We start from the raw sequence: 17966 nt of genomic DNA on the forward strand, positions 1-17966 counted from the left end.
ACGCCGGGTCCGCTGCGAGGGTCGGGGGATGAACGAGGACAATGTCACGCTCCACGGTGCCTACGAGATATCCGCCGACCCCGCCCGCATCGACGCGGCCCGCGTCCACCGCTGGCTCTCCACCGACGCCTACTGGGCGCTCGGACGCACCCGCGAGAAGCAGGACGCGGCCATCGCGGGCTCGCTCAACTTCGGGGTGTACGAAGGAGGTTCGGGGGAGCAGGTCGCCTATGCGCGGGTGGTGACCGACCGGGCCACCTTCGCCTGGCTCTGCGACGTGTACGTCTCTTCGGCCGTGCGCGGCAAAGGGCTCGGCACCGCGCTCGTGCAGGCGGTCCGCGACCACCTGGAACCCCTGGGCGTGCGCCGCATGCTCTTGGCCACGGCCGACGCGCACGGGGTCTACGAGAAGGTGGGCTTCAAGCCCCTGGAGACACCGGAGAAGTGGATGGCGCTCGGCAGCCAGTGAGCCGCCGGCACCCGGGCCGAGGGGAGCCGCGTGCGCAGGGGCGAGAGACATCGCGTACGTACGGTGAAGCCTTGACCTGTGGCGTTGTGGGGGTCACGATCTCCGGATGCACGCCGGCGTCACACTCATCGCCGCCGCCCGCAGCGCCTCGCTGCTCGCGGAGCGCTTCGACGACGACCGGCCGCTCGACCGGGCGGCCTTGGCCCATGTCCAGCGCGCCGCGCCCGCGCTTTCGGAGCTCGGCGTGGCCGAACTGCGCTACTGCTCGCCCACCCCGCGCAGCCGCGCCACCGGCGACGCGCTCGGCTTCGCCCCGCTCGCCCAACCCGCCCTGCGGGACTGCGACATGGGGCGCTGGCGCGGTCTGACGCTCGCCGAGGTGACGGCGCGCGAACCGGCCGCGGTCGACGCCTGGCTGAGCGATCCGCGCTCGGCGCCGCACGGCGGCGAGTCGCTGCACGGGTTCATCTCGCGCGTCGGCGGCTGGCTCGACACCCGGCCGGTCGCCGACGGCACCCGCGTCCTCGCGGTGGCCGAGCCCGCCGTGGTCCGCGCCGCGCTCACCTACGCCCTGAAGGCGCCCCCGTCGACGTACTGGAACATCGACGTACGCCCGCTCTCGACCGTCACCCTCACCGGCCACGGCGGCCGCTGGAACCTCAGGCTGGACGCGCGCGCCGGTACTGCGTGACGAGGAGGAGGTCCTTGGCGGGGCCGCCCACCCGCCACCGGCTGCTCCAGTGGTCCGCGTCCGTCACCGCGAACTCGCCGCGGTAGAGGTCGGCCGCGCAGGGGTGGTCCGCCGTCCAGCGACCGGTGCGCAGGTCGAGGTCGTGGAAGAAGCGGCCGTCGGCGAACTCCACGCGGACGGTGCCCGGTTCGCCGCCCGGCAGGAAGCGCAGGGTGCGCTCGGCGGGGCGGGCGGTGCCGTGCCAGGTGAAGGTGCCCGACTCGTGGTGGAGGAGGGCGCCGGTGTCGGGCGCGGGCAGCGGCGAGAAGAACGTCGTACCGGTGAAGAGGCCCTCCGAGCCGTCCGTGAGGTCGTGGACGGTGCGCTCCACGTGCCAGGTGCCCGCGAGGTGGGCGAGGGCGTCCGCCACGGGATGGGTGCCGGGCCCGGCGGGGGCCGCGGGGAAGTCGCTCATCGCGGGGTCCAGTCCGTCTGGATCGCCCACAGCTGTGCCCCGGCCATCAGGGCGTCGGTCGCCGGGGCCTTGATCTGTCCGTACTCCTCAAGGGTGGGCGCGCTGTGTGAGAGCCGCCGTTTGAAGGCGCCCCACGCGTCGCGGGCTTCGCGGTTCGCGCGCAGGTAGTCCCGGAAGAGCAGCGCGTAGGTGGAGTTCGAGCGTCTGTGCTCGCGCAGATGGACGTTGCAGCGGCGGGCGCCGACCGGCGGTGCGAAGACCAGCTTGGGTGCGGGGTGGCCGAACGAGATCTCGGAGCGGTTCCACGGCTCGGGGCGGCGGCGGAAGCCGAGCGCGGCGAGCAGCGGGACGTCCCTGGCCTCGTCGAGCGAGCCCATCCGCACCTGCACGTCGACGCAGTCCTTGGCGGCGAGCCCCGGCACCGACGTCGAGCCCACGTGGTCGACGGCGACCGCGAGGCCGCCGAGCCCGGACCGCAGCCGCTCGGCGATCCGCTCGAAGTCCCGCGGCCATGTGTCCTGGTAGTCGACCACCGTCACGTCGGAGATCTCATCGGGGAAGGGCATGCCAGCAGGCTACGGCGACCGGTGGCCGCCCCCCTCGTGGCGGCCACCGGTCCAGGTCTCCTCGGTCGGCACAGGGCCGGGCCGCCGGTCCAGGTCTCCTCGGTCGGCACAGGGCGGGGCCGCCGGTCCGGCCCCGGGCCCGCTATCCGTTCACGACCGACAGGCTGCGCTCGTCGTACCGCGTGCCCGCGACCCGGCCCGCGGGCGCCGCCGCGTCGATCGCGGCGAGGTCGTCGGCCGACAGCTCGATCGCGACGGCCCCGAGGTTCTCCTCCAGGTACTTCTCCCGGCGCGTGCCCGGGATCGGCACGACGTCGTCGCCGCGGTGCTGCACCCAGGCGAGCGCCAGCTGCCCCGCGGTCACGCCCTTCTCGGTGGCGAGCGCTTCCAGCGTCCGCACGATGGACAGGTTCCGCTCCAGGTTGCCGTCGGTGAAGCGGGGCTGGGTGCGGCGCAGGTCGTCCTGCGGGAGCCCGTCGAGCGTGGTGTAGCGGCCGGTGAGGAAGCCGCGGCCGAGCGGCGAGAACGGCACGAGACCGATGCCGAGCTCGCGGCAGACCGGCGCGATCTCCGCCTCCAGGTCCCTGGTCCACAGCGACCACTCGCTCTGCAGGGCGGCGATGGGGTGCACGGCGTGCGCACGGCGGATCGTGGGCGCGCCGGCCTCGGAGAGCCCGAGGTGGCGCACCTTGCCCGCCTCGACCAGCTCGGCCATCGCGCCGACGGTCTCCTCGATCGGCACGCTCCTGTCCACCCGGTGCAGGTAGTACAGGTCGATGTGGTCGACGCCGAGGCGCCGCAGCGAGGCGTCACAGGCCTCGCGTACGTAGGCGGCGTCGCCCCGGATCAGCGGGGGCTCGCCGAGGCGGTTGGCGAAGCCGAACTTCGTGGCGATGACGGCCTGTTCGCGGCGCGGGCCCGCCAGGGCGCGGCCGATGAGCTCTTCGTTGTGGCCGCCGCCGTAGAAGTCGGAGGTGTCGAGCAGGGTGACGCCGAGGTCCAGGGCGCGGTGGATCGTCGCGATGGACCGCGCGTCGTCCGACGTGCCGTAGCCGTGGCTCATCCCCATGCATCCGAGGCCCTGCGCCGAGACGGTCAGCGCGCCGAGGCGACGCGTGGGAAGGGTGGTCATGGTGGTACCTCCTGGGGTGTGCCCTGTGATCGTCGACGACCCTAGGAGTTGGAGCGGACTCCAGGTCAACTCCAGGTCGAGGCGCGGAGGTCCGGCCAGCCGGAGAGGGCGTCCGGGGGTTGTCCCCAGGGGAGCCGGGCCCGGTGGCCGGATGGTCCGCAGCCCCGCGTGTTCCTAGCGTGGTGATCGACTTCCTCACATGAGAACAAGGAGCACGATGCGCGTCGTCTCAGCAGTCACCGCGGGCATGGGTCTCGTCGGGTTGCTCGCGGGCACAGTGGTGGCCGCGGGGCCGCCCGACACCCCCAAGGGGCAGGTGCAGAAGCTCAGTTGGGGCCGCTGCTCCGCCGACCAGAAAGAACTGAACGAGGCGGGCGCGCAGTGCGCGAAGGTGACCGTGCCGCTCGACTACGCCGACCCCGGCGGCCGTACGATCAAGATCGCCGTCTCCCGCGTCAAGGCGAAGTCGCCGGGCGGGCGGCGCGGCATCCTGCTCTCCAATCCGGGTGGCCCGGGCGGTACCGGACTCGCCAACACCCTGGCCCTGCGGCCCACGTTGAAGGACGTGGCCGACCGCTACGACCTGATCGGCTTCGACCCCCGCTTCCTCGGCGAGAGCACCCCCGTCACCTGCGGCAAGGCCCCGCGCCCCGCCCCGCCCGCCGAGACGACCACACCGCGCGAGGACTTCGAGCGCCAGGTGCGTGCCGCGCGCGACACCGCGCGCCGGTGCCAGGAGCACGGCGACAACGCCGCGTTGCTCCCGCACGCGTCCACCCGCAACGTCGCCCGCGATATGGACGCCATCCGCGCCGCGCTCGGCGAGCGCAAGCTCTCCTACTACGGCATCTCGTACGGAGCCGACCTGGGCGCCGTCTACACCCAGCTGTTCCCGCGCCGTGCCGACCGGATCGTCCTGGACTCCTCGACCGATCCCGCGGCCACGCAGTACGAGCTGTTCCAGCGCTCCGGCGAGCCCGCGGAGGCCGCGCTCGACGGTCAAGTGCGTTCGGACGTGCGGGCGTTGCTGGACCGGGCCGAGCGGCACCCCATTGCGGTGAAGGGGCAGCGGCTCGACGCCCCGCTCCTGCGAATGATCTTCAAGCAGCTCGTCCAGCACGAGGAGAACGATCCTCGGCTCGCCTCCGTCGTGGCCGACCTGAAGAAGGCCGCGGCGGGCGAGACGTTCGAGCCGGGACCCGCGCTGAGTGGCCTCCTCGAACTCCTGTCCTCGCCCGAGCTGGAGAGCGGCATGGTGGGCGGTGCGATCTTCATGTGCGGGGACGGGGGATGGCCCGCCGGCGGCTGGCCCGAGGACCCGGCCACGTACTGGAAGAACATGCAGCACAGCCGCGCCACGCAGCCGGTCTTCGGGCCGTACGTCAACGGCATGATCGCCCCGTGCGCGTTCTGGGGGAGCGAACCCCGCGAGCCCGGCACGAGGATCGGCAACGACGTGCCCGTCCTGATGCTCCAGGCCCGCCACGACAACAACGTCCCCTACGAAGGCGCCCTCGCCCTGCACCGCAAGCTCACCGGATCGCGCCTTCTGACGGCGGACATCCGCTCGCACGGCGTGTACGGGCGCGGCAACGACGGGCTCACGCCCGTGCCGTGCGCCGACCGCACCGTCAACTCCTATCTGCGCGACGGGAAGCTGCCCGCCGCCGACCTCACCTGCGCCAAGCCGGAGGATGTCCGATGACCTCGATCAGTCGGCGAGCGGGGCTCGCGGCCACTCTGGCGGCGGCCCTGGCGGGAGCCGCGTCCGCGGCGGCCCCGGCCTCGGCCACGACCCGTGCCCTCGCCGCGTCCCGTGCGCCGTCGCGGCGGCTCCAGAGCGACGTCGACGCGATCCTCGCCACCGGCGTGAGCGGTGTCGTCGCCGAGGTGGGGAGCGCGGGCGGCCGTGTGCGGGCCCGCGCGGGCGTCGCCGACCTCGCGGGCAAGGACCCCGTGCCCTGGGACGCGTACTACCGCATCGGCAGCGACACCAAGACCTTCACCGCCACCGTCGTCCTCCAACTCGTGGGCGAGGGACGGCTGAAGCTCACCGACACGGTCGAGCGGTGGCTGCCCGGAGCGATCCGCGGGCACGGCAACGACGGCCGCCGGATCACCGTCACCAACCTGCTGCGGCAGACCAGCGGCCTGGGCGACTACCTCGCCGCGGACAGCGGTGACTTCACTCCCGAGGCCTACCGCCGCAACCGCTTCCGCTCGCAGACGCCGCGGGAGCAGCTGACGGCGGCCCTCGGCAGGGCGCCTCAGTGGCTGCCGGATGCGGACGATCCGGTGGGGGAGCGGCGCTGGGGGTACTCCAACACCAACTACGTCGTCGCCGGGATGATCGTCGAGGCGGTCACCGGGCGGCCCTGGGCCCAGGAGGTCCACGAGCGGATCATCGAGCCGCTCGGGCTGCGGAGCACGTTCACGCCCGGGACCTCGCCGTACGTGCCGCAGCCGACGGCCCTCGGTTACACGCACTTCCCGAAGGGGGACGGGCGCAAGGAGACCGGCCCCACGGAGACCACCCTCGGCTTCGGCGGAGGGGCGGACGGGTGTCTCATCTCGACGGCGCGTGACCACGGGGTCTTCCTTCGGGCCCTGTTCGCGGGGCGTCTGCTTCGGCCCGCCGAGCTGACGGCGATGAAGACGACCGTGCCCGTACGGGACTGGGTCCCTGCCGAAGGGGTCCGCTATGGGCTGGGCATCGCCTGGCGTCCGGTCGCGGGGCGCGAGGGCGGTGTCTGGTTCCACGGGGGCACGAGCCTCGGGTGCGTCTGCGAGTCGGGGGTGACCGCGGATGGCGCGATGTCGGTGACCAGCGCGGCGTTCACCTTGCGGCTCGACGACGAGAAGGCGAACGAGGCGCAGGGGCGGGCCATGTTGCGGATGGTGGATGCGGCTTTGGGCTGACAGGTGTTTTGTTCTGGCCGTCCCGCGCCTTTTCTTCGGCTGTGGGGCGGGGCCGCGGGGGTATGTCCGTACTCGCCATCTTTGTTGCGGGGCTGTGTTGCTGCGGCTGGGGTGAGCTTTGTGCTCGGTGCTCCGTGCGCACATACCCCCACGTCCCCTCAGGCCGTCTTGGCGTCCGCGGGCGTGTGGGGGTGCGAGTGTCGGGCGGGGAGCCTGGTCGCCGTCAGTGTGCCCAGTGCCGCCACGGCTGCCAGTGTCATGAGTGTCGTAGGCATCGCCGCGAGGAAAGCGGTGTTCGTCCGGTGTGGGGCTGGTGGGGTCAGCGTCGTCATCAGCGTGGTGGCCGCGGCTATGCCCAGGGTCGGGCCCACGTTCAGTGCCGTCTGCTGGAGGCCGCCCGCCACTCCCGCGTCCGTCACCGGGGCGTGGCGTACGACGACCGTTGTCGCCGCGACCATCACCGTGCCGAAGCCCGCGCCGAGGAGGACGAATCCGGTGGCGGTCGTCAGTTGTGGTGAGTCCGGGGCCAGGCGGGACAGGAGCAGGATGCCGAGGGTGAGCGACGTCATCGCCGCTGTGATCGTCCGGCGTGGGCCGTGTCTTTCCAGCAGGACCGGCGACAGGGGTGCCGCCCCCACCATCGCCACGGCGAGCGGCAGTGCCCTCAGTGCGCACCGCAGGGGGTCGAGATCCAGGACGTCCTGGAGGAAGTACGTCGCTATGAACAGTGACCCGAACATCGCCGCGGACGCCGCCACCAGGATCGCGAGGGCGGGGCCGACCGCGGCCGTGGCGAGGAGCCGGGGCGGTACGAGTGGGCTCGTCGTACGCCTCTCGTGGGCGAGGAACGCGGCGCAGGCGAGGGCTGCTGTGAGGAGCCCCGGGATGGCTGCCTTCGGGGACTCCGGCATGGTGACCAGCGCGTGGACCAGGCAGGCCAGCGTCACCGCCAGCAAGGCCGCGCCCGGCAGGTCGAGGCCGGGCGCGGGCGCCTCGCGCCGTGGTGCGGGCAGGCGGATCGCCAGCGCCACCAGGCCGATCGCGAGCGATGGCGCCACGCTCAGGAAGAAGACGGAACGCCAGCCCAGGTGTGTCGCGAGCACCCCGCCGAGCACGGGCCCTGCCGCCGCCGCGAGGCCGATCGCGCTCGTCCGCAGCGCGATCGGCATGCCGAGCCGGTCCGGCGGGAACGCCGCGCGCAGCATCCCCAGCGTCGCGGGCTGCAGCAGCGCCCCGAAGATCCCCTGGGCGACGCGCAGCGCGATCACCCCGCCGACCCCGGACGCGCAGGCCACCCCCGCGGACGCCGCCGCGAAGCCGAGCGTCCCGATGGCGAAAAGTCGCCGGTGGCCGTACCGGTCGCCGAGCCGCCCCGCGAAGACCAGCAGGCTCGCCACGGCGATCAGATAGCCGGTGCTCGTCCACTGCACCTGGGTGAACGAGGCGTCCAGATCGCGCTGCAGGGACGGCTGGACGACGGTCAGCACGGTGCCGTCCAGGGCGACGGTCATGGCCCCGACCACGCTGCAGGCGAGAGCGAGCTGTCGGTTCCGGGGGCCTGTACTCATGAACCCTCCGGCCCGAGGTGCGCCTCCAGCGCCGCGCCCAGCAGCGCCTCCACGTCCTGCGCCCCCGAGGCGAGCCGCAGACTTCCCCAGCCCCACAGCTGCGCGATGCCGTGCAGGTTCGCCCACAGCGCGCCCGCGACGACCCGCGCCCCCGCGCCGGAGACCGGCCGCGCCTCGGCGACCAGGCCGACCAGCACGTCGAACAGCGGCAGGCTGGTCTCCCGCAGGCCGAGCTCGTTGCTCTCCAGGAGGTCGTGGCGGAACATCAGCTCGAACATGCCGCGGTGAGTCGCCGCAAAGGCGAGATACGCGCGACTCAGCGCCTTCAGCTGCGTACGGGGACTGCCCTCGCCCGTGACCTTCCGCGTCTCGGCGGCCAGGTCGTCGAAGCCCCGTCGCGCGATGGCGGACAGCAGGGCCACATGCGTGGGGAAGTGCCTGCGGGGTGCCCCGTGGGAGACCCCGGCCCTGCGGGCGATCTCCCGGAGCGTCAGCGCCTGCACCCCGTGGGTGGCCACCAGCTCCACCCCCACGTCCACCAGCCGGGCCCGCAGCCCGGCGTCCTGTTCCGTCACGCCCTGTCCCCCTCGTGTCTGTCCCGTATTCGACGTAGACACTGTCTACTACATTGCGTAGACAGTGTCTACGCAGATCGGGACCCCGAGGGCCCTGTCCGGATGGGGGGAGGTAGGAGATATCTTGATGTCGAGCAATGTTGCAGACGCGGAGCGGAGCACCCGGTGACTGACTCGACCATCATCTACACCCACACTGACGAGGCCCCGGCCCTGGCGACCCATTCGTTCTTGCCGGTGGTGCAGGCCTACGCCTCGACGGCCGGGGTCAGCGTGGAGACCCGTGACATCTCGCTCGCGGGCCGGATCATCGCGAGCTTCCCGGAGCGTCTCGAGGAGGGCCAGCGGATCAACGACGCCCTCGCCGAGCTCGGCGAGCTGGCCAAGACGCCCGAAGCGAACATCATCAAGCTGCCGAACATCTCGGCCTCCATCCCGCAGCTCAAGGCCGCCGTCGCCGAGCTGCAGGAGCAGGGCTACGCGCTCCCCGACTACCCGGACGACCCGAAGACCGACGAGGAGCGCGACATCCGCGCCCGCTACGACAAGGTCAAGGGCAGCGCCGTCAACCCGGTCCTGCGCGAGGGCAACTCCGACCGCCGCGCCCCCGCGTCGGTCAAGAACTACGCCAAGGCCCACCCGCACCGCATGGGTGCCTGGACGGCCGACTCCAAGACCAACGTCGCCACCATGGGTGAGAACGACTTCCGTTCGACGGAGAAGTCCGTCGTGATCGAGAAGGCCGGCGCGCTCAAGATCGAGCTGTTCGGCGACGACGGCTCCGCCACCGTCCTGCGCGAGTCCGTACCGGTCATCGCGGGCGAGGTCGTGGACGCCTCGGTCATGCGCGTCGCCGCGCTGCGCGAGTTCCTCACGGAGCAGGTCGCCCGCGCCAAGGCCGAGGACGTCCTCTACTCCGTGCATCTCAAGGCCACGATGATGAAGGTCTCCGACCCGATCGTCTTCGGTCACGTCGTGCGCGCCTTCTTCCCGAAGACCTTCGCGGCCTTCGGTGCCGACCTCGCGGCCGCGGGCCTGACCCCGAACGACGGCCTCGGCGGCATCTACAAGGGCCTGGAGGCCCTGTCGAACGGCGCCGAGATCAAGGCGTCCTTCGAGGCCGAGCTGGCCGAGGGCCCCGAGCTCGCCATGGTCGACTCCGACAAGGGCATCACCAACCTGCACGTGCCGTCCGACGTCATCGTCGACGCCTCGATGCCGGCCATGATCCGCACCTCGGGTCACATGTGGAACAAGGAGGGCGCGGAGGCCGACACCCTCGCCGTCATCCCCGACTCCTCGTACGCGGGCGTCTACCAGGTCGTCATCGACGACTGCCGTGCCAACGGCGCCTACGACCCGGCCACCATGGGCTCCGTCCCGAACGTCGGCCTGATGGCGCAGAAGGCCGAGGAGTACGGCTCCCACGACAAGACCTTCGAGATCCCCACCACCGGCACGGTCCGTCTGACCGACGCCGAGGGCAACGTCCTCATCGAGCAGACGGTCTCGGAGGGCGACATCTTCCGCGCCTGCCAGACCAAGGACGCCCCGATCAAGGACTGGGTGAAGCTGGCCGTCTCGCGCGCCCGCGCCACCGGCGACCCGGCCGTGTTCTGGCTGGACGAGACCCGCGCGCACGACGCCAACCTGATCGCCAAGGTCAAGGCGTACCTGCCGGAGTTCGACACCGAGGGCCTGGACATCAAGATCCTCGCCCCGGTCGACGCCACCAAGCTGTCGGTGGAGCGCATCCGCGAGGGCCTGAACACGATCTCCGTCACGGGCAACGTCCTGCGTGACTACCTCACCGACCTGTTCCCGATCCTGGAGCTGGGCACCAGCGCCAAGATGCTGTCGGTCGTCCCGCTGATGAACGGCGGCGGCCTCTTCGAGACGGGCGCCGGCGGCTCCGCCCCGAAGCACGTCCAGCAGCTGGTCAAGGAGAACTACCTCCGCTGGGACAGCCTGGGTGAGTTCCTCGCCCTCGCGGTCAGCTTCGAGCACCTCGCCACGAAGACGGGCAACGCGCGCGCCCAGGTGCTCGCCGACACCCTGGACCGCGCCACCGGCACGTTCCTGAACGAGAACAAGTCGCCGTCGCGTCGTCTCGGCGGCATCGACAACCGCGGCAGCCACTTCTACCTCGCCCTGTACTGGGCGCAGGAGCTGGCCAAGCAGACCGACGACGCGCAGCTCGCCGAGGCCTTCGCGGCCCTGGCCAAGACGCTGGGCGAGCAGGAGCAGACCATCGTCGACGAGCTGATCGCGGTGCAGGGCTCCCCGGCCGACATCGGCGGCTACTACCAGCCGGACGTGGCCAAGGCCTCCGCGGTCATGCGCCCGTCGGCGACGCTCAACCAGGCGCTGTCGATCCTGGGCTGATGAGCCGGTAGCGGAAAGAGGGGCTTCCCGCCGATGTGGCGGGAAGCCCCTCTCCCGTTTCTCACGCGTCCCGTGACCTCAGTACGAGGGCGCCCACCAGCAGCGCCCCCGCCGCATACCCGCCGAGCACCCCGATCCCCGCCCACGGGCCGATCGGCAGCCGGTCCAGACCCGTCGTCGCCTGGATCGCGAGCCCCGCCGTCGACGGGGTCAACTCCTCGGCCCGCTCCCGCCAGTCGGGGTCCGCGAGGAGCCCCGAGAGCACCGGCAGGCCGTAGAAGAGGGCCAGGGCCGAGGTCGTCGCGGCCGCCGTGTCGCGCAGGGCGGTCGCCGTGCCGAGCCCGACCAGGGCGGCGAGCGCCAGATAGAGGACCGAGCCCAGGGCCGCCCGCAGCGTCGGCTCCTCGACCAGGCCCGGCACCGGGAACCCGTCGGCGGCCAGCAACTCCCGCCCCACGAGCAGCGATCCGAGCACCCCGACCGTGCCCGCGGCCACCGTCAGCGCGCCCACCACCGCGGCCTTGGCGGCGAGTACCCGCAGCCGCCCCGGCTCTGCCGTCAGCGTCGTACGGATGGTGCCCGTGCCGTACTCGCCGCTCATCGCGAGGACCGCGAGGACGACGACGGCGCCCTGCCCGACCCACACCCCCGTGAGGCTCAGCTCGACGGTGTCCTCGTGGCACTCGGCGGGCACCGGGCAGTCCCCGGCGGACAGCGCCGCCGCGGTGATCGCGCCCGCCGCGACGGTCAGCGCGACCACGGCGAGCAGCAGCCACCACGTGCTGGGCAGCGTACGGAGCTTGGTCCATTCGGCGTGCAGGGCGGCGCGCCCCCGGCGGCCGTTCACGCGTCCCGCCCGCGCAGCCGCCACACCGCGGCGCCGAGCACCACGACGGCGTACGCGGCGAGGGTCGCGAGGCCGGTCCAGGGGCCTTGCGGATAGCAGCCCTCCTCCGGCAGGCAGACGGTCGCCACCTGGTGGTAGCGCGGCAGGGTGCCCTGGATCGCGAACCCGGCCACGGGCGTGAGGCGTTGGACCGCGTGGGCCAGGTCCAGCGGCAGGGTGCTGAGCAGGATCAGCGGCAGCACGAACACCACCACGACGACGGCGATCGCGGCGGCCGTACTGCGCAGCAGCGCCCCGAGCCCCAGGGCGAGCACGGCGATCAGGGCGAGCACGGCGGCGGTGCCGATCACGGCGCGCAGCATCGGCCCGTCGGCGAGGGAGATGTCCCCGAACAGCGGCGGCTTGCCGTCGCCCCGCAGCTCGGGCGCGCTGAGCAGGTACGAGCCGAACGTCGCGACGAGCCCGGCGGCGAACGCGACCGTGCCGATCACCACGGCCTTGGCGACGAGCACCCGGCCGCGCCGCGGGCTGAGGGCGAAGGTGGTGCGGATCATGCCCCGCCGGTACTCGGCGGTGACGAAGAGCACGCCGAGCGCGGCGAGCAGGACCAGGCCCAACTGGGCGCCGTCCAGGGCCATTACGGCGAGGTCGTTGGCGGGCGGCGCGGGGCCGATGTCGCCGGAGCCGCTGAGGGTGTAGCCGTCCCCGGCCCGCCGCAGCTCGCCCGCCTCGCGTCGGGGGTCGCCGCCGATGTCCTTGTGCTGCCAGGCGGCCGGAGCCGCGCGGCCGTCGAGCCGTACGTGGTCGAAGCGGGCGGTGGCCGTCGAGGGGCGCTGGTCGATGGACGCGCTGCCGAACTCCCGCTCGCGGGACTGGATGTCGGGGGAGGTCACGAAGAACCCTGCCGCCACCGTGTCCGCGGAGCCGCTGGAGCTGCCGGAGTCACCCGAGTCACCGGCCTTTTCCGTGCCGTCCAGGTCGACCGTGCCGACCCTCGTCCAGTCCCGCCTGTCGGTGGACTCGTACCCGGTGACGATCGGGCCCTTGCGGGTCAGCCGGAGCCAGCGGGATTCCCCGGGCGAGGCGTCGGAGCCCGCCACGTCGCGGGTGAACTCGCTCTGCAGGCGCACTCCGTGGCGTGCGGTGAGCATCAGCGCGGCGTAGTCCGCCCCGGGCCTGGTGCTCTCCTTGACCATGATGCCCGCCTTGGCCCACTCGGCCGTCGTGCCGGACCCCCCGGCCTTCGGCACGCTCACGCGGGCCGTGACGCTGCCGTCGCCGGTGAGCGTGCGGTGCGCGAAGGAGAAGTCGTCCCGCACGGGCTGCCCGTCGGCTCCCGTGGGACCGGTCGGGCCGCCGCCCCTGGCGGTCTCGGCCGTCGAACTGACCGCGGAGAACAGGGAGATCAGCACGGTCACCAGGACCGCGCCGAGCAGCGTGAACCACCAGCGGCGCACCGTGCGCAGCTTGGTCCACTCGGCGTGCAGGATCTGGGGGAAGCCGTCACGACCGACGGGCACGGCGCCGGTGCGGCGGGGCGTGGGCGCGAGGGTCCTCATCGCGCACCGCCCTCGACGGGGCGGGCGGAGTCTTCGGCGGGGCTATGGGCCGCGGCGTCGGTGGCGTCTTCGGCCCCCGCGTCGGCGGTGCCTTTGGCCGTGGGGTCGACGGTGTTCTCGGCCGTGGCGGCGGCAGTGACTTCGGACGCGACACCGGTGGCGCTGTCGGTCGTGGCGGCGGGGGCATTCGCGGTCACCGCGTCGGCGGCACCTTCGGCCCCCGCGTCGGCCGCGAACTGCACCGCTTCCCTGGTGAGTTCCATGTACGCCTCCTCCAGCGTCGCCCGGTGCGCGGCGACCCCGGAGAACGTCACGCCCGCCCCGCCGAGCAGCGCCACGACGCGCTCCGCGTCGAGCCGCGAGACGGTGAGTGTGTCCCGTCCGGTGGCCGCGACGCTCGCGCCCGCCGCCGTGAGGACGGCCATGGTCCTCGCGCGCTCGACGGTGCGGACCTCGACACGGTCCCCGGACGCGGCGGCCAGCAGCTCCCGCACGCTCGTGTCGGCGACGACGCGGCCCCGCCCGATGACGACCAAGTGGTCGGCGGTGTCCTCCAGTTCGCCCATCAGATGGCTGGAGACCAGCACGGTCCGCCCCTCGGCGGCCAGCGCCCCGAGGAACCCGCGGATCCACTGGATCCCCTCCGGATCGAGTCCGTTGACGGGTTCGTCGAACAGCAGCACCGGTGGATCGCCGAGCAGCGCCGCCGCGATGCCGAGGCGCTGCCGCATGCCGAGCGAGTAGCCGCCCGCCCGGCGTCGCGCCGCCGCGCCCAGGCCCACCAGGTCGAGCACCTCGTCCACGCGCCGCGTCGGGATCCGGTGCGAGTGCGCCATCCACAGCAGATGGTCGCGCCCGCGCCTGCTGGGGTGCACGGCGCCCGCGTCGAGCAGCGCGCCGACCTCCAACAGCGGGGTGCGCAGGGCCTGGTAGGGCCGACCGCCGATCAACGCCACGCCCTCGTCGGCGGTGTCCAGACCGAGGAGGATCCGCAGCGTCGTGGACTTGCCCGCGCCGTTGGGCCCGACGAAACCGGTCACCCGCCCCGGTTCGACGCGGAAGGAGAGCCCGTCCACCGCGGTGACGGCCCCGAACCGTTTGCGCAGCCCGCGCACCTCGATCGTCGCTTCCATGCGTCCGTTCCCTCCCCGTCGCCCCGCCGTACTCGTACGGCATCCGTCACCAAGGGAGGCTAGGGACGCCGACGGCGCGGGTCGTCACGCACCGGAGCAGTCTTCGTATCCCTCACGCGAGGGACTCCGCCGCGCCGCTCGACGGTGACAATGACACCCGTGAAGCCGACAACTCCCCTGCGCGGCCTGCTTCGACGGCGGGCCGGGGGATTTCCCGAAGGCCCGGTCGTGGCCGCCGCGCTGCTCGCGCTGGCCGCCGCCGGGGAGGTCCTGCTGCGCGCGGACGGCAGGATCCCGCTCCCGCTGACGCTGTCCCTCGCACTGGGGACGACGGCGCCGGTCGCGGTGCTCGCCGCCCCGCAGCGCTCCCCGGGCGGGGAGCGGATCGTGGGCGCGGCGGCGCTGACCGCGGGCGCCGCCGGGCTCCTGTCGCTCACGCCCTTCCACGTCCTGACCGCCGCCGGGTTCGGCGCGCTCCTCCATGCCCTCCACCGGGCGGGGCGCCGGGGCCCGAAGGTCCTCGCCGCACTGCTTCCGCTGCCGTTCGTCGCGTACGCGGTCGGCGCGCCGGAGGGCACCGACACCAGGTCCCGCTTCCTCGCCGCGCTGATCGCCGCCTGCGCCGCGGCGGCGGCAGGCACCGGACTCGCCCGCAGGGCCAGGGATGCCGCGCTCGCGCACAGCGCCACCGAGCGGGCCATCGCCGACACTCTGCTGGAACACGCGGCCCGTGGCGAACGGGCGAGAATCGCAAGGGAGTTGCACGACGTGGTCGCCCACCACATCTCGATGATCGCCGTACAGGCCGAGACCGCCAGGCTCACCACGCCGGGGCTGCCCCCGGCCGGTGCCGAGCGCTTCCTGGCCATCGGCGACACCGCCCGTACCGCGCTCACCGAGATGCGCAGGCTGCTCGGCGTGCTGCGCGAGGACGCGGGTCACGACGCCGTGCCCGACCGCCGCCCGCAGCCGGGCATCGAGCAGCTCGCCGACCTCGTCGACGAGGCACGCGACGCGTCCGGCGGCGCGCTGCGCCTGATCGTCGAGGGGCCGATGCGGTCCCTGGACCCGGGCGTGGAGCTCACCGCGTACCGCATCGTCCAGGAAGCCCTCACCAACACCCGGCGGCACGCACCGGGCGCCGCCGTCGACGTCGAACTCCGTTACGGGAACGACGCGTTGCGCCTGCGTGTGCGCGACAACGGACCGAGCCCGCACAGCTGCGCGGGGCACGACAGCGGGCACGGTCTGCTCGGCATGCGGGAGCGCGCCGCCATGGCGGGCGGCACCCTGCGGGCGGGTCCGGCGCGCGGCGGCGGCTTCCTGATCGAGGCGACCTTCCCCGTCGAGGCGACCTTCCCCGTCCCGCCAGGAGAGCGGGCCGCATGAGCACCCGGCCCCGCGAGGCCGCCCCGCCGCTGCGGATCGTCATCGCGGACGACCACGAGGTCGTCCGCGTCGGCTACGCCGGACTGCTCGCCACCCAGCCCGACTTCACCGTCGTCGGCACCGCGCCGGACGGCGCGGAGGCGGTCCGCATCTGCCGCGAGCTGCGCCCCGACCTGGTCCTGATGGACGTACGCATGCCGGTGATGGACGGCATCGAGGCGACCGGGCGCCTGGCGGGGACGGGCACCCGCGTCCTCATCCTCACCACCTTCGACCTCGACGAGCACGTGTACGACGCTCTGGGCGCGGGGGCGGCGGGCTTCCTGCTCAAGGACGTGACCGCGGAGCACCTCTTCGACGCGGTCCGCGTGGTGGCCGCGGGCGAGGGGCTCCTTGCGCCGACGGTCACGCGCCGGCTCATCGCCGAGTTCGCCCGCATCAGACCCGCCCGCTCCACGCGGCCCGCGCCCCGGGTCGACGCGCTGACGCCCCGCGAGACCGAGGTGCTCCGGCTGATCGCGGAAGGCCTCTCCAATCCGGAGATCGCCGCCCGGCTGCACGTCAGCGAGGAGACGGTGAAGACCCATGTGAGCCGCGTCCTCGGCAAGCTGGGCCTGCGGGACCGGACGCAGGCGGTGGTGGCGGCGTACGAATCGGGCCTGGTGGTGCCGAGAGCGCCGGAGGGCTGAGCGCCTCGCTCTCATGCACCTCGCCCTCATGCACCTCGCTCTCATGCGCCCGTTTCTGCGTCCCCTTCATGCGTCTGTTTCCGCGTCCGCTTCATGCGCCCGCGGCCCGTGCCGCGCGGCGGTGCGCGGCGACCCGCTCACGGGTGGCGCAGCGCCGCGAGCAGTAGCGGCGGGCGGCGCCGCTGCCCTGGGCGAGGTAGACGTTCGGGCAGCAGGGCGAGGCGCAGATGCCGCCGGGGGCGCGCTGTGTGTCCCAGACCAGGACGGTCAGCGCCATGCACGCCGAGGCGAGGAACCACTCGCCCCAGGGGGCGTCGTCGTCGCCGTCCAGGTGCGGGTGCCAGGGGGCGGCGCCCCCGTGGGACGTGAGCCTCAGTGCGCCGGTGCCGCGCGCCAGGAGACCGTTCAGGGCGGCGGCCGCGGCGTCCACGTGGTCGGCGGCGAACACCTCGCGCAGCCGCAGGGCGGCGGTGCGCAGCTCGGTGAGATCGCGGTCGGACACCTCGACGAAGCCGGCTCCGCCGTACTCGCGCAGCAGCGCGGCCACGGTGTCGGGCCGGGTCTCCTCGCCGCTCAGGACGTTGACGAGATCGGCGCTGCGCCGGGCGACGGCCGACACGGACTGCGGGGTCGACCAGTCGTTGCGGTGAGGGGGCACGCGGCGAATGTAACGCACCGGGCGGGCTTTTCGGTTACGTACGTAACGTCTTGTCCGGGTTGAGGCGTTACGTGACGACGGCTACGACCGGCGGCGGGGCTTGCCGCGCTTGGCGGGCTTGGCGCGCGCGGTGCCGCCGCGCTGCCCCTTGCCGGTGGACTTTCCCGCCGAGGACTTGCTCGCGGCGGGCTTCCGCTTCTGCTGCGCCGCCTTCGCCGGAGCCTTGGTCGCGGACTTGGACTTGGCCTGGGCCGCGGGCTGCGTGCGGCCGCGCGAGCTGTTGACCGTCCGGCCGCGGACGATGCCGATGAAGTCCTCGACCAGGTCGGGGGTGGTCTCGGCCTCGGGCCACGACAGGGCGACGCGCGACTCGGGGGCGTCCGTCAGCGGGCGGTAGGTGAGGTCCTTGCGGTGGTGGAGGCGGGCGAGCGACTGCGGGACGACGAGCAGGCCCACGCCCGCGGCGACCAGCTCGACGGCGTCCGCGGTGGTGGCGGGGCGCTCGTACGCGGGCAGGCCGGGGGGCCGCTCCCATCCGAGGGTGTCGTCCAGGGGGTGGAAGATCACCTCGTCGGCGAGATCCTCGGGGGACACCTCGTCGACGGCCGCCACGGCGTGGTCCTTGGGGATCACGACGACGGTCGTCTCGGTGTAGAGGGGGATCGCGCTGAGATCCGTACGGTCGAAGGGCAGTCGCACGAATCCGGCGTCGGCACCGCCGCCGCGCAGCACCTCGGGTGCTTCGGCGGCGGAGACCTGGAGGAGGGTCAGCGGGACGTCGGGCAGCCGCTCGTTCCAGATCCGCACCCACTTGGTGGGCGTCACCCCCGGGACGTAGGCGAGCCGGAACGAAGGGGTTACTTCCGAGCCTGTCACCTCGCCAGGCTACCGGTCGTGGTCGGAGGTCGCGCACATGCTCGATACCCTTGACG

At 73.1% G+C, this 17966-nt stretch carries 16 protein-coding genes and 1 pseudogene; 7 read left to right on the plus strand and 10 right to left on the minus strand.

Annotated features, from left to right (window positions below; all coding sequences use genetic code 11):
- Positions 1–28: 28 nt before the first annotated feature.
- Positions 29–469, plus strand: coding sequence for a GNAT family N-acetyltransferase (locus tag AB0B50_RS08610; protein WP_362327691.1), 441 nt, complete (start codon positions 29–31; stop codon positions 467–469).
- 106 nt (positions 470–575) lie between these two features.
- Positions 576–1160, plus strand: coding sequence for a histidine phosphatase family protein (locus tag AB0B50_RS08615; protein WP_362327694.1), 585 nt, complete (start codon positions 576–578; stop codon positions 1158–1160).
- On the opposite strand, the gene AB0B50_RS08620 is transcribed toward AB0B50_RS08615, so the two are convergent.
- The 3 genes from AB0B50_RS08620 to AB0B50_RS08630 form a co-directional block, all read right to left on the minus strand.
- Positions 1129–1614: a DUF6314 family protein gene (locus tag AB0B50_RS08620; protein WP_362327696.1), complete on the minus strand. Its 486-nt coding sequence runs from the start codon at positions 1612–1614 to the stop codon at positions 1129–1131. The genes AB0B50_RS08615 and AB0B50_RS08620 overlap by 32 nt on opposite strands.
- Entirely contained in the window at positions 1611–2180 is a 570-nt protein-coding gene (locus tag AB0B50_RS08625; RefSeq protein ID WP_362327699.1) for a GrpB family protein, read from the minus strand. Before AB0B50_RS08625 ends, AB0B50_RS08620 begins: the two co-directional genes overlap by 4 nt.
- 142 nt (positions 2181–2322) lie before the next feature.
- Complete coding sequence (locus AB0B50_RS08630; RefSeq protein WP_362327702.1) at positions 2323–3312, minus strand: aldo/keto reductase; 990 nt, start codon at positions 3310–3312, stop codon at positions 2323–2325.
- A gap of 217 nt (positions 3313–3529) precedes the next feature.
- On the opposite strand from AB0B50_RS08630, the gene AB0B50_RS08635 reads away from it, so the two are divergent.
- Entirely contained in the window at positions 3530–5017 is a 1488-nt protein-coding gene (locus AB0B50_RS08635; RefSeq protein WP_362327704.1) for an alpha/beta hydrolase, read from the plus strand.
- On the plus strand, positions 5014–6231 hold the full coding sequence (locus tag AB0B50_RS08640) for a serine hydrolase domain-containing protein (RefSeq protein ID WP_362327706.1): 1218 nt from the start codon (positions 5014–5016) through the stop codon (positions 6229–6231). The genes AB0B50_RS08635 and AB0B50_RS08640 overlap by 4 nt, the downstream gene beginning before the upstream one ends.
- A 158-nt stretch (positions 6232–6389) precedes the next feature.
- Here AB0B50_RS08640 and AB0B50_RS08645 read toward each other — a convergent pair whose 3' ends face one another.
- A complete protein-coding gene (locus AB0B50_RS08645; RefSeq protein ID WP_362327709.1) occupies positions 6390–7799 on the minus strand; it encodes an MFS transporter in 1410 nt (469 codons plus the stop codon).
- Positions 7796–8374, minus strand: coding sequence for a TetR/AcrR family transcriptional regulator (locus AB0B50_RS08650; protein ID WP_362327712.1), 579 nt, complete (start codon positions 8372–8374; stop codon positions 7796–7798). The genes AB0B50_RS08645 and AB0B50_RS08650 overlap by 4 nt, the downstream gene beginning before the upstream one ends.
- A 165-nt stretch (positions 8375–8539) precedes the next feature.
- Between AB0B50_RS08650 and AB0B50_RS08655 the strand changes: the two genes are divergently transcribed.
- The gene (locus AB0B50_RS08655; RefSeq protein ID WP_362327715.1) at positions 8540–10759 is read left to right on the plus strand and encodes an NADP-dependent isocitrate dehydrogenase; all 2220 of its coding nucleotides are present in this window, start codon (positions 8540–8542) and stop codon (positions 10757–10759) included.
- Positions 10760–10820: 61 nt separating this feature from the next.
- Here the strand turns inward: AB0B50_RS08655 and AB0B50_RS08660 are convergent, their stop codons facing one another.
- The 3 genes and pseudogenes from AB0B50_RS08660 to AB0B50_RS08670 all read right to left on the minus strand — a co-directional run.
- A complete protein-coding gene (locus AB0B50_RS08660) occupies positions 10821–11606 on the minus strand; it encodes an ABC transporter permease (protein WP_362327718.1) in 786 nt (261 codons plus the stop codon).
- Positions 11603–13165 (minus strand): ABC transporter permease, encoded by a 1563-nt coding sequence (locus AB0B50_RS08665; protein ID WP_362327721.1) that lies wholly within the window; start codon positions 13163–13165, stop codon positions 11603–11605. The genes AB0B50_RS08660 and AB0B50_RS08665 overlap by 4 nt, the downstream gene beginning before the upstream one ends.
- A 209-nt stretch (positions 13166–13374) precedes the next feature.
- Positions 13375–14298 (minus strand): annotated as a pseudogene (locus AB0B50_RS08670) (ATP-binding cassette domain-containing protein); the annotation flags it as partial.
- 159 nt (positions 14299–14457) lie between these two features.
- On the opposite strand from AB0B50_RS08670, the gene AB0B50_RS08675 reads away from it, so the two are divergent.
- On the plus strand, positions 14458–15687 hold the full coding sequence (locus AB0B50_RS08675) for a sensor histidine kinase (RefSeq protein WP_362327724.1): 1230 nt from the start codon (positions 14458–14460) through the stop codon (positions 15685–15687).
- Positions 15684–16376 carry a response regulator transcription factor gene (locus AB0B50_RS08680; RefSeq protein ID WP_362327727.1) on the plus strand — a complete coding sequence of 231 codons (693 nt, stop codon included), beginning with the start codon at positions 15684–15686 and terminating at the stop codon, positions 16374–16376. Before AB0B50_RS08675 ends, AB0B50_RS08680 begins: the two co-directional genes overlap by 4 nt.
- Positions 16377–16467: 91 nt before the next feature.
- On the opposite strand, the gene AB0B50_RS08685 is transcribed toward AB0B50_RS08680, so the two are convergent.
- A complete protein-coding gene (locus tag AB0B50_RS08685; RefSeq protein WP_362327730.1) occupies positions 16468–17034 on the minus strand; it encodes a CGNR zinc finger domain-containing protein in 567 nt (188 codons plus the stop codon).
- A gap of 81 nt (positions 17035–17115) precedes the next feature.
- Entirely contained in the window at positions 17116–17910 is a 795-nt protein-coding gene (locus AB0B50_RS08690; RefSeq protein WP_362327733.1) for a LysR substrate-binding domain-containing protein, read from the minus strand.
- Between the last annotated feature and the right edge of the window lie 56 nt (positions 17911–17966).

This window comes from Streptomyces sp. NPDC041068 (genome assembly GCF_040647455.1).
GTDB lineage: Bacteria > Actinomycetota > Actinomycetes > Streptomycetales > Streptomycetaceae > Streptomyces.

Excerpts from the sequence above, each read along its gene's own strand:
- AB0B50_RS08615 (WP_362327694.1), top strand. The coding sequence starts at position 576 with ATGCACGCCGGCGTCACACTCATCGCCGCCGCCCGCAGCGCCTCGCTG.
- AB0B50_RS08635 (WP_362327704.1), top strand. The coding sequence starts at position 3,530 with ATGCGCGTCGTCTCAGCAGTCACCGCGGGCATGGGTCTCGTCGGGTTG.
- AB0B50_RS08630 (WP_362327702.1), bottom strand. The coding sequence starts at position 3,312 with ATGACCACCCTTCCCACGCGTCGCCTCGGCGCGCTGACCGTCTCGGCG.
- AB0B50_RS08640 (WP_362327706.1), top strand. The coding sequence starts at position 5,014 with ATGACCTCGATCAGTCGGCGAGCGGGGCTCGCGGCCACTCTGGCGGCG.
- AB0B50_RS08625 (WP_362327699.1), bottom strand. The coding sequence starts at position 2,180 with ATGCCCTTCCCCGATGAGATCTCCGACGTGACGGTGGTCGACTACCAG.
- AB0B50_RS08665 (WP_362327721.1), bottom strand. The coding sequence starts at position 13,165 with ATGAGGACCCTCGCGCCCACGCCCCGCCGCACCGGCGCCGTGCCCGTC.
- AB0B50_RS08645 (WP_362327709.1), bottom strand. The coding sequence starts at position 7,799 with ATGAGTACAGGCCCCCGGAACCGACAGCTCGCTCTCGCCTGCAGCGTG.
- AB0B50_RS08680 (WP_362327727.1), top strand. The coding sequence starts at position 15,684 with ATGAGCACCCGGCCCCGCGAGGCCGCCCCGCCGCTGCGGATCGTCATC.
- AB0B50_RS08610 (WP_362327691.1), top strand. The coding sequence starts at position 29 with ATGAACGAGGACAATGTCACGCTCCACGGTGCCTACGAGATATCCGCC.
- AB0B50_RS08620 (WP_362327696.1), bottom strand. The coding sequence starts at position 1,614 with ATGAGCGACTTCCCCGCGGCCCCCGCCGGGCCCGGCACCCATCCCGTG.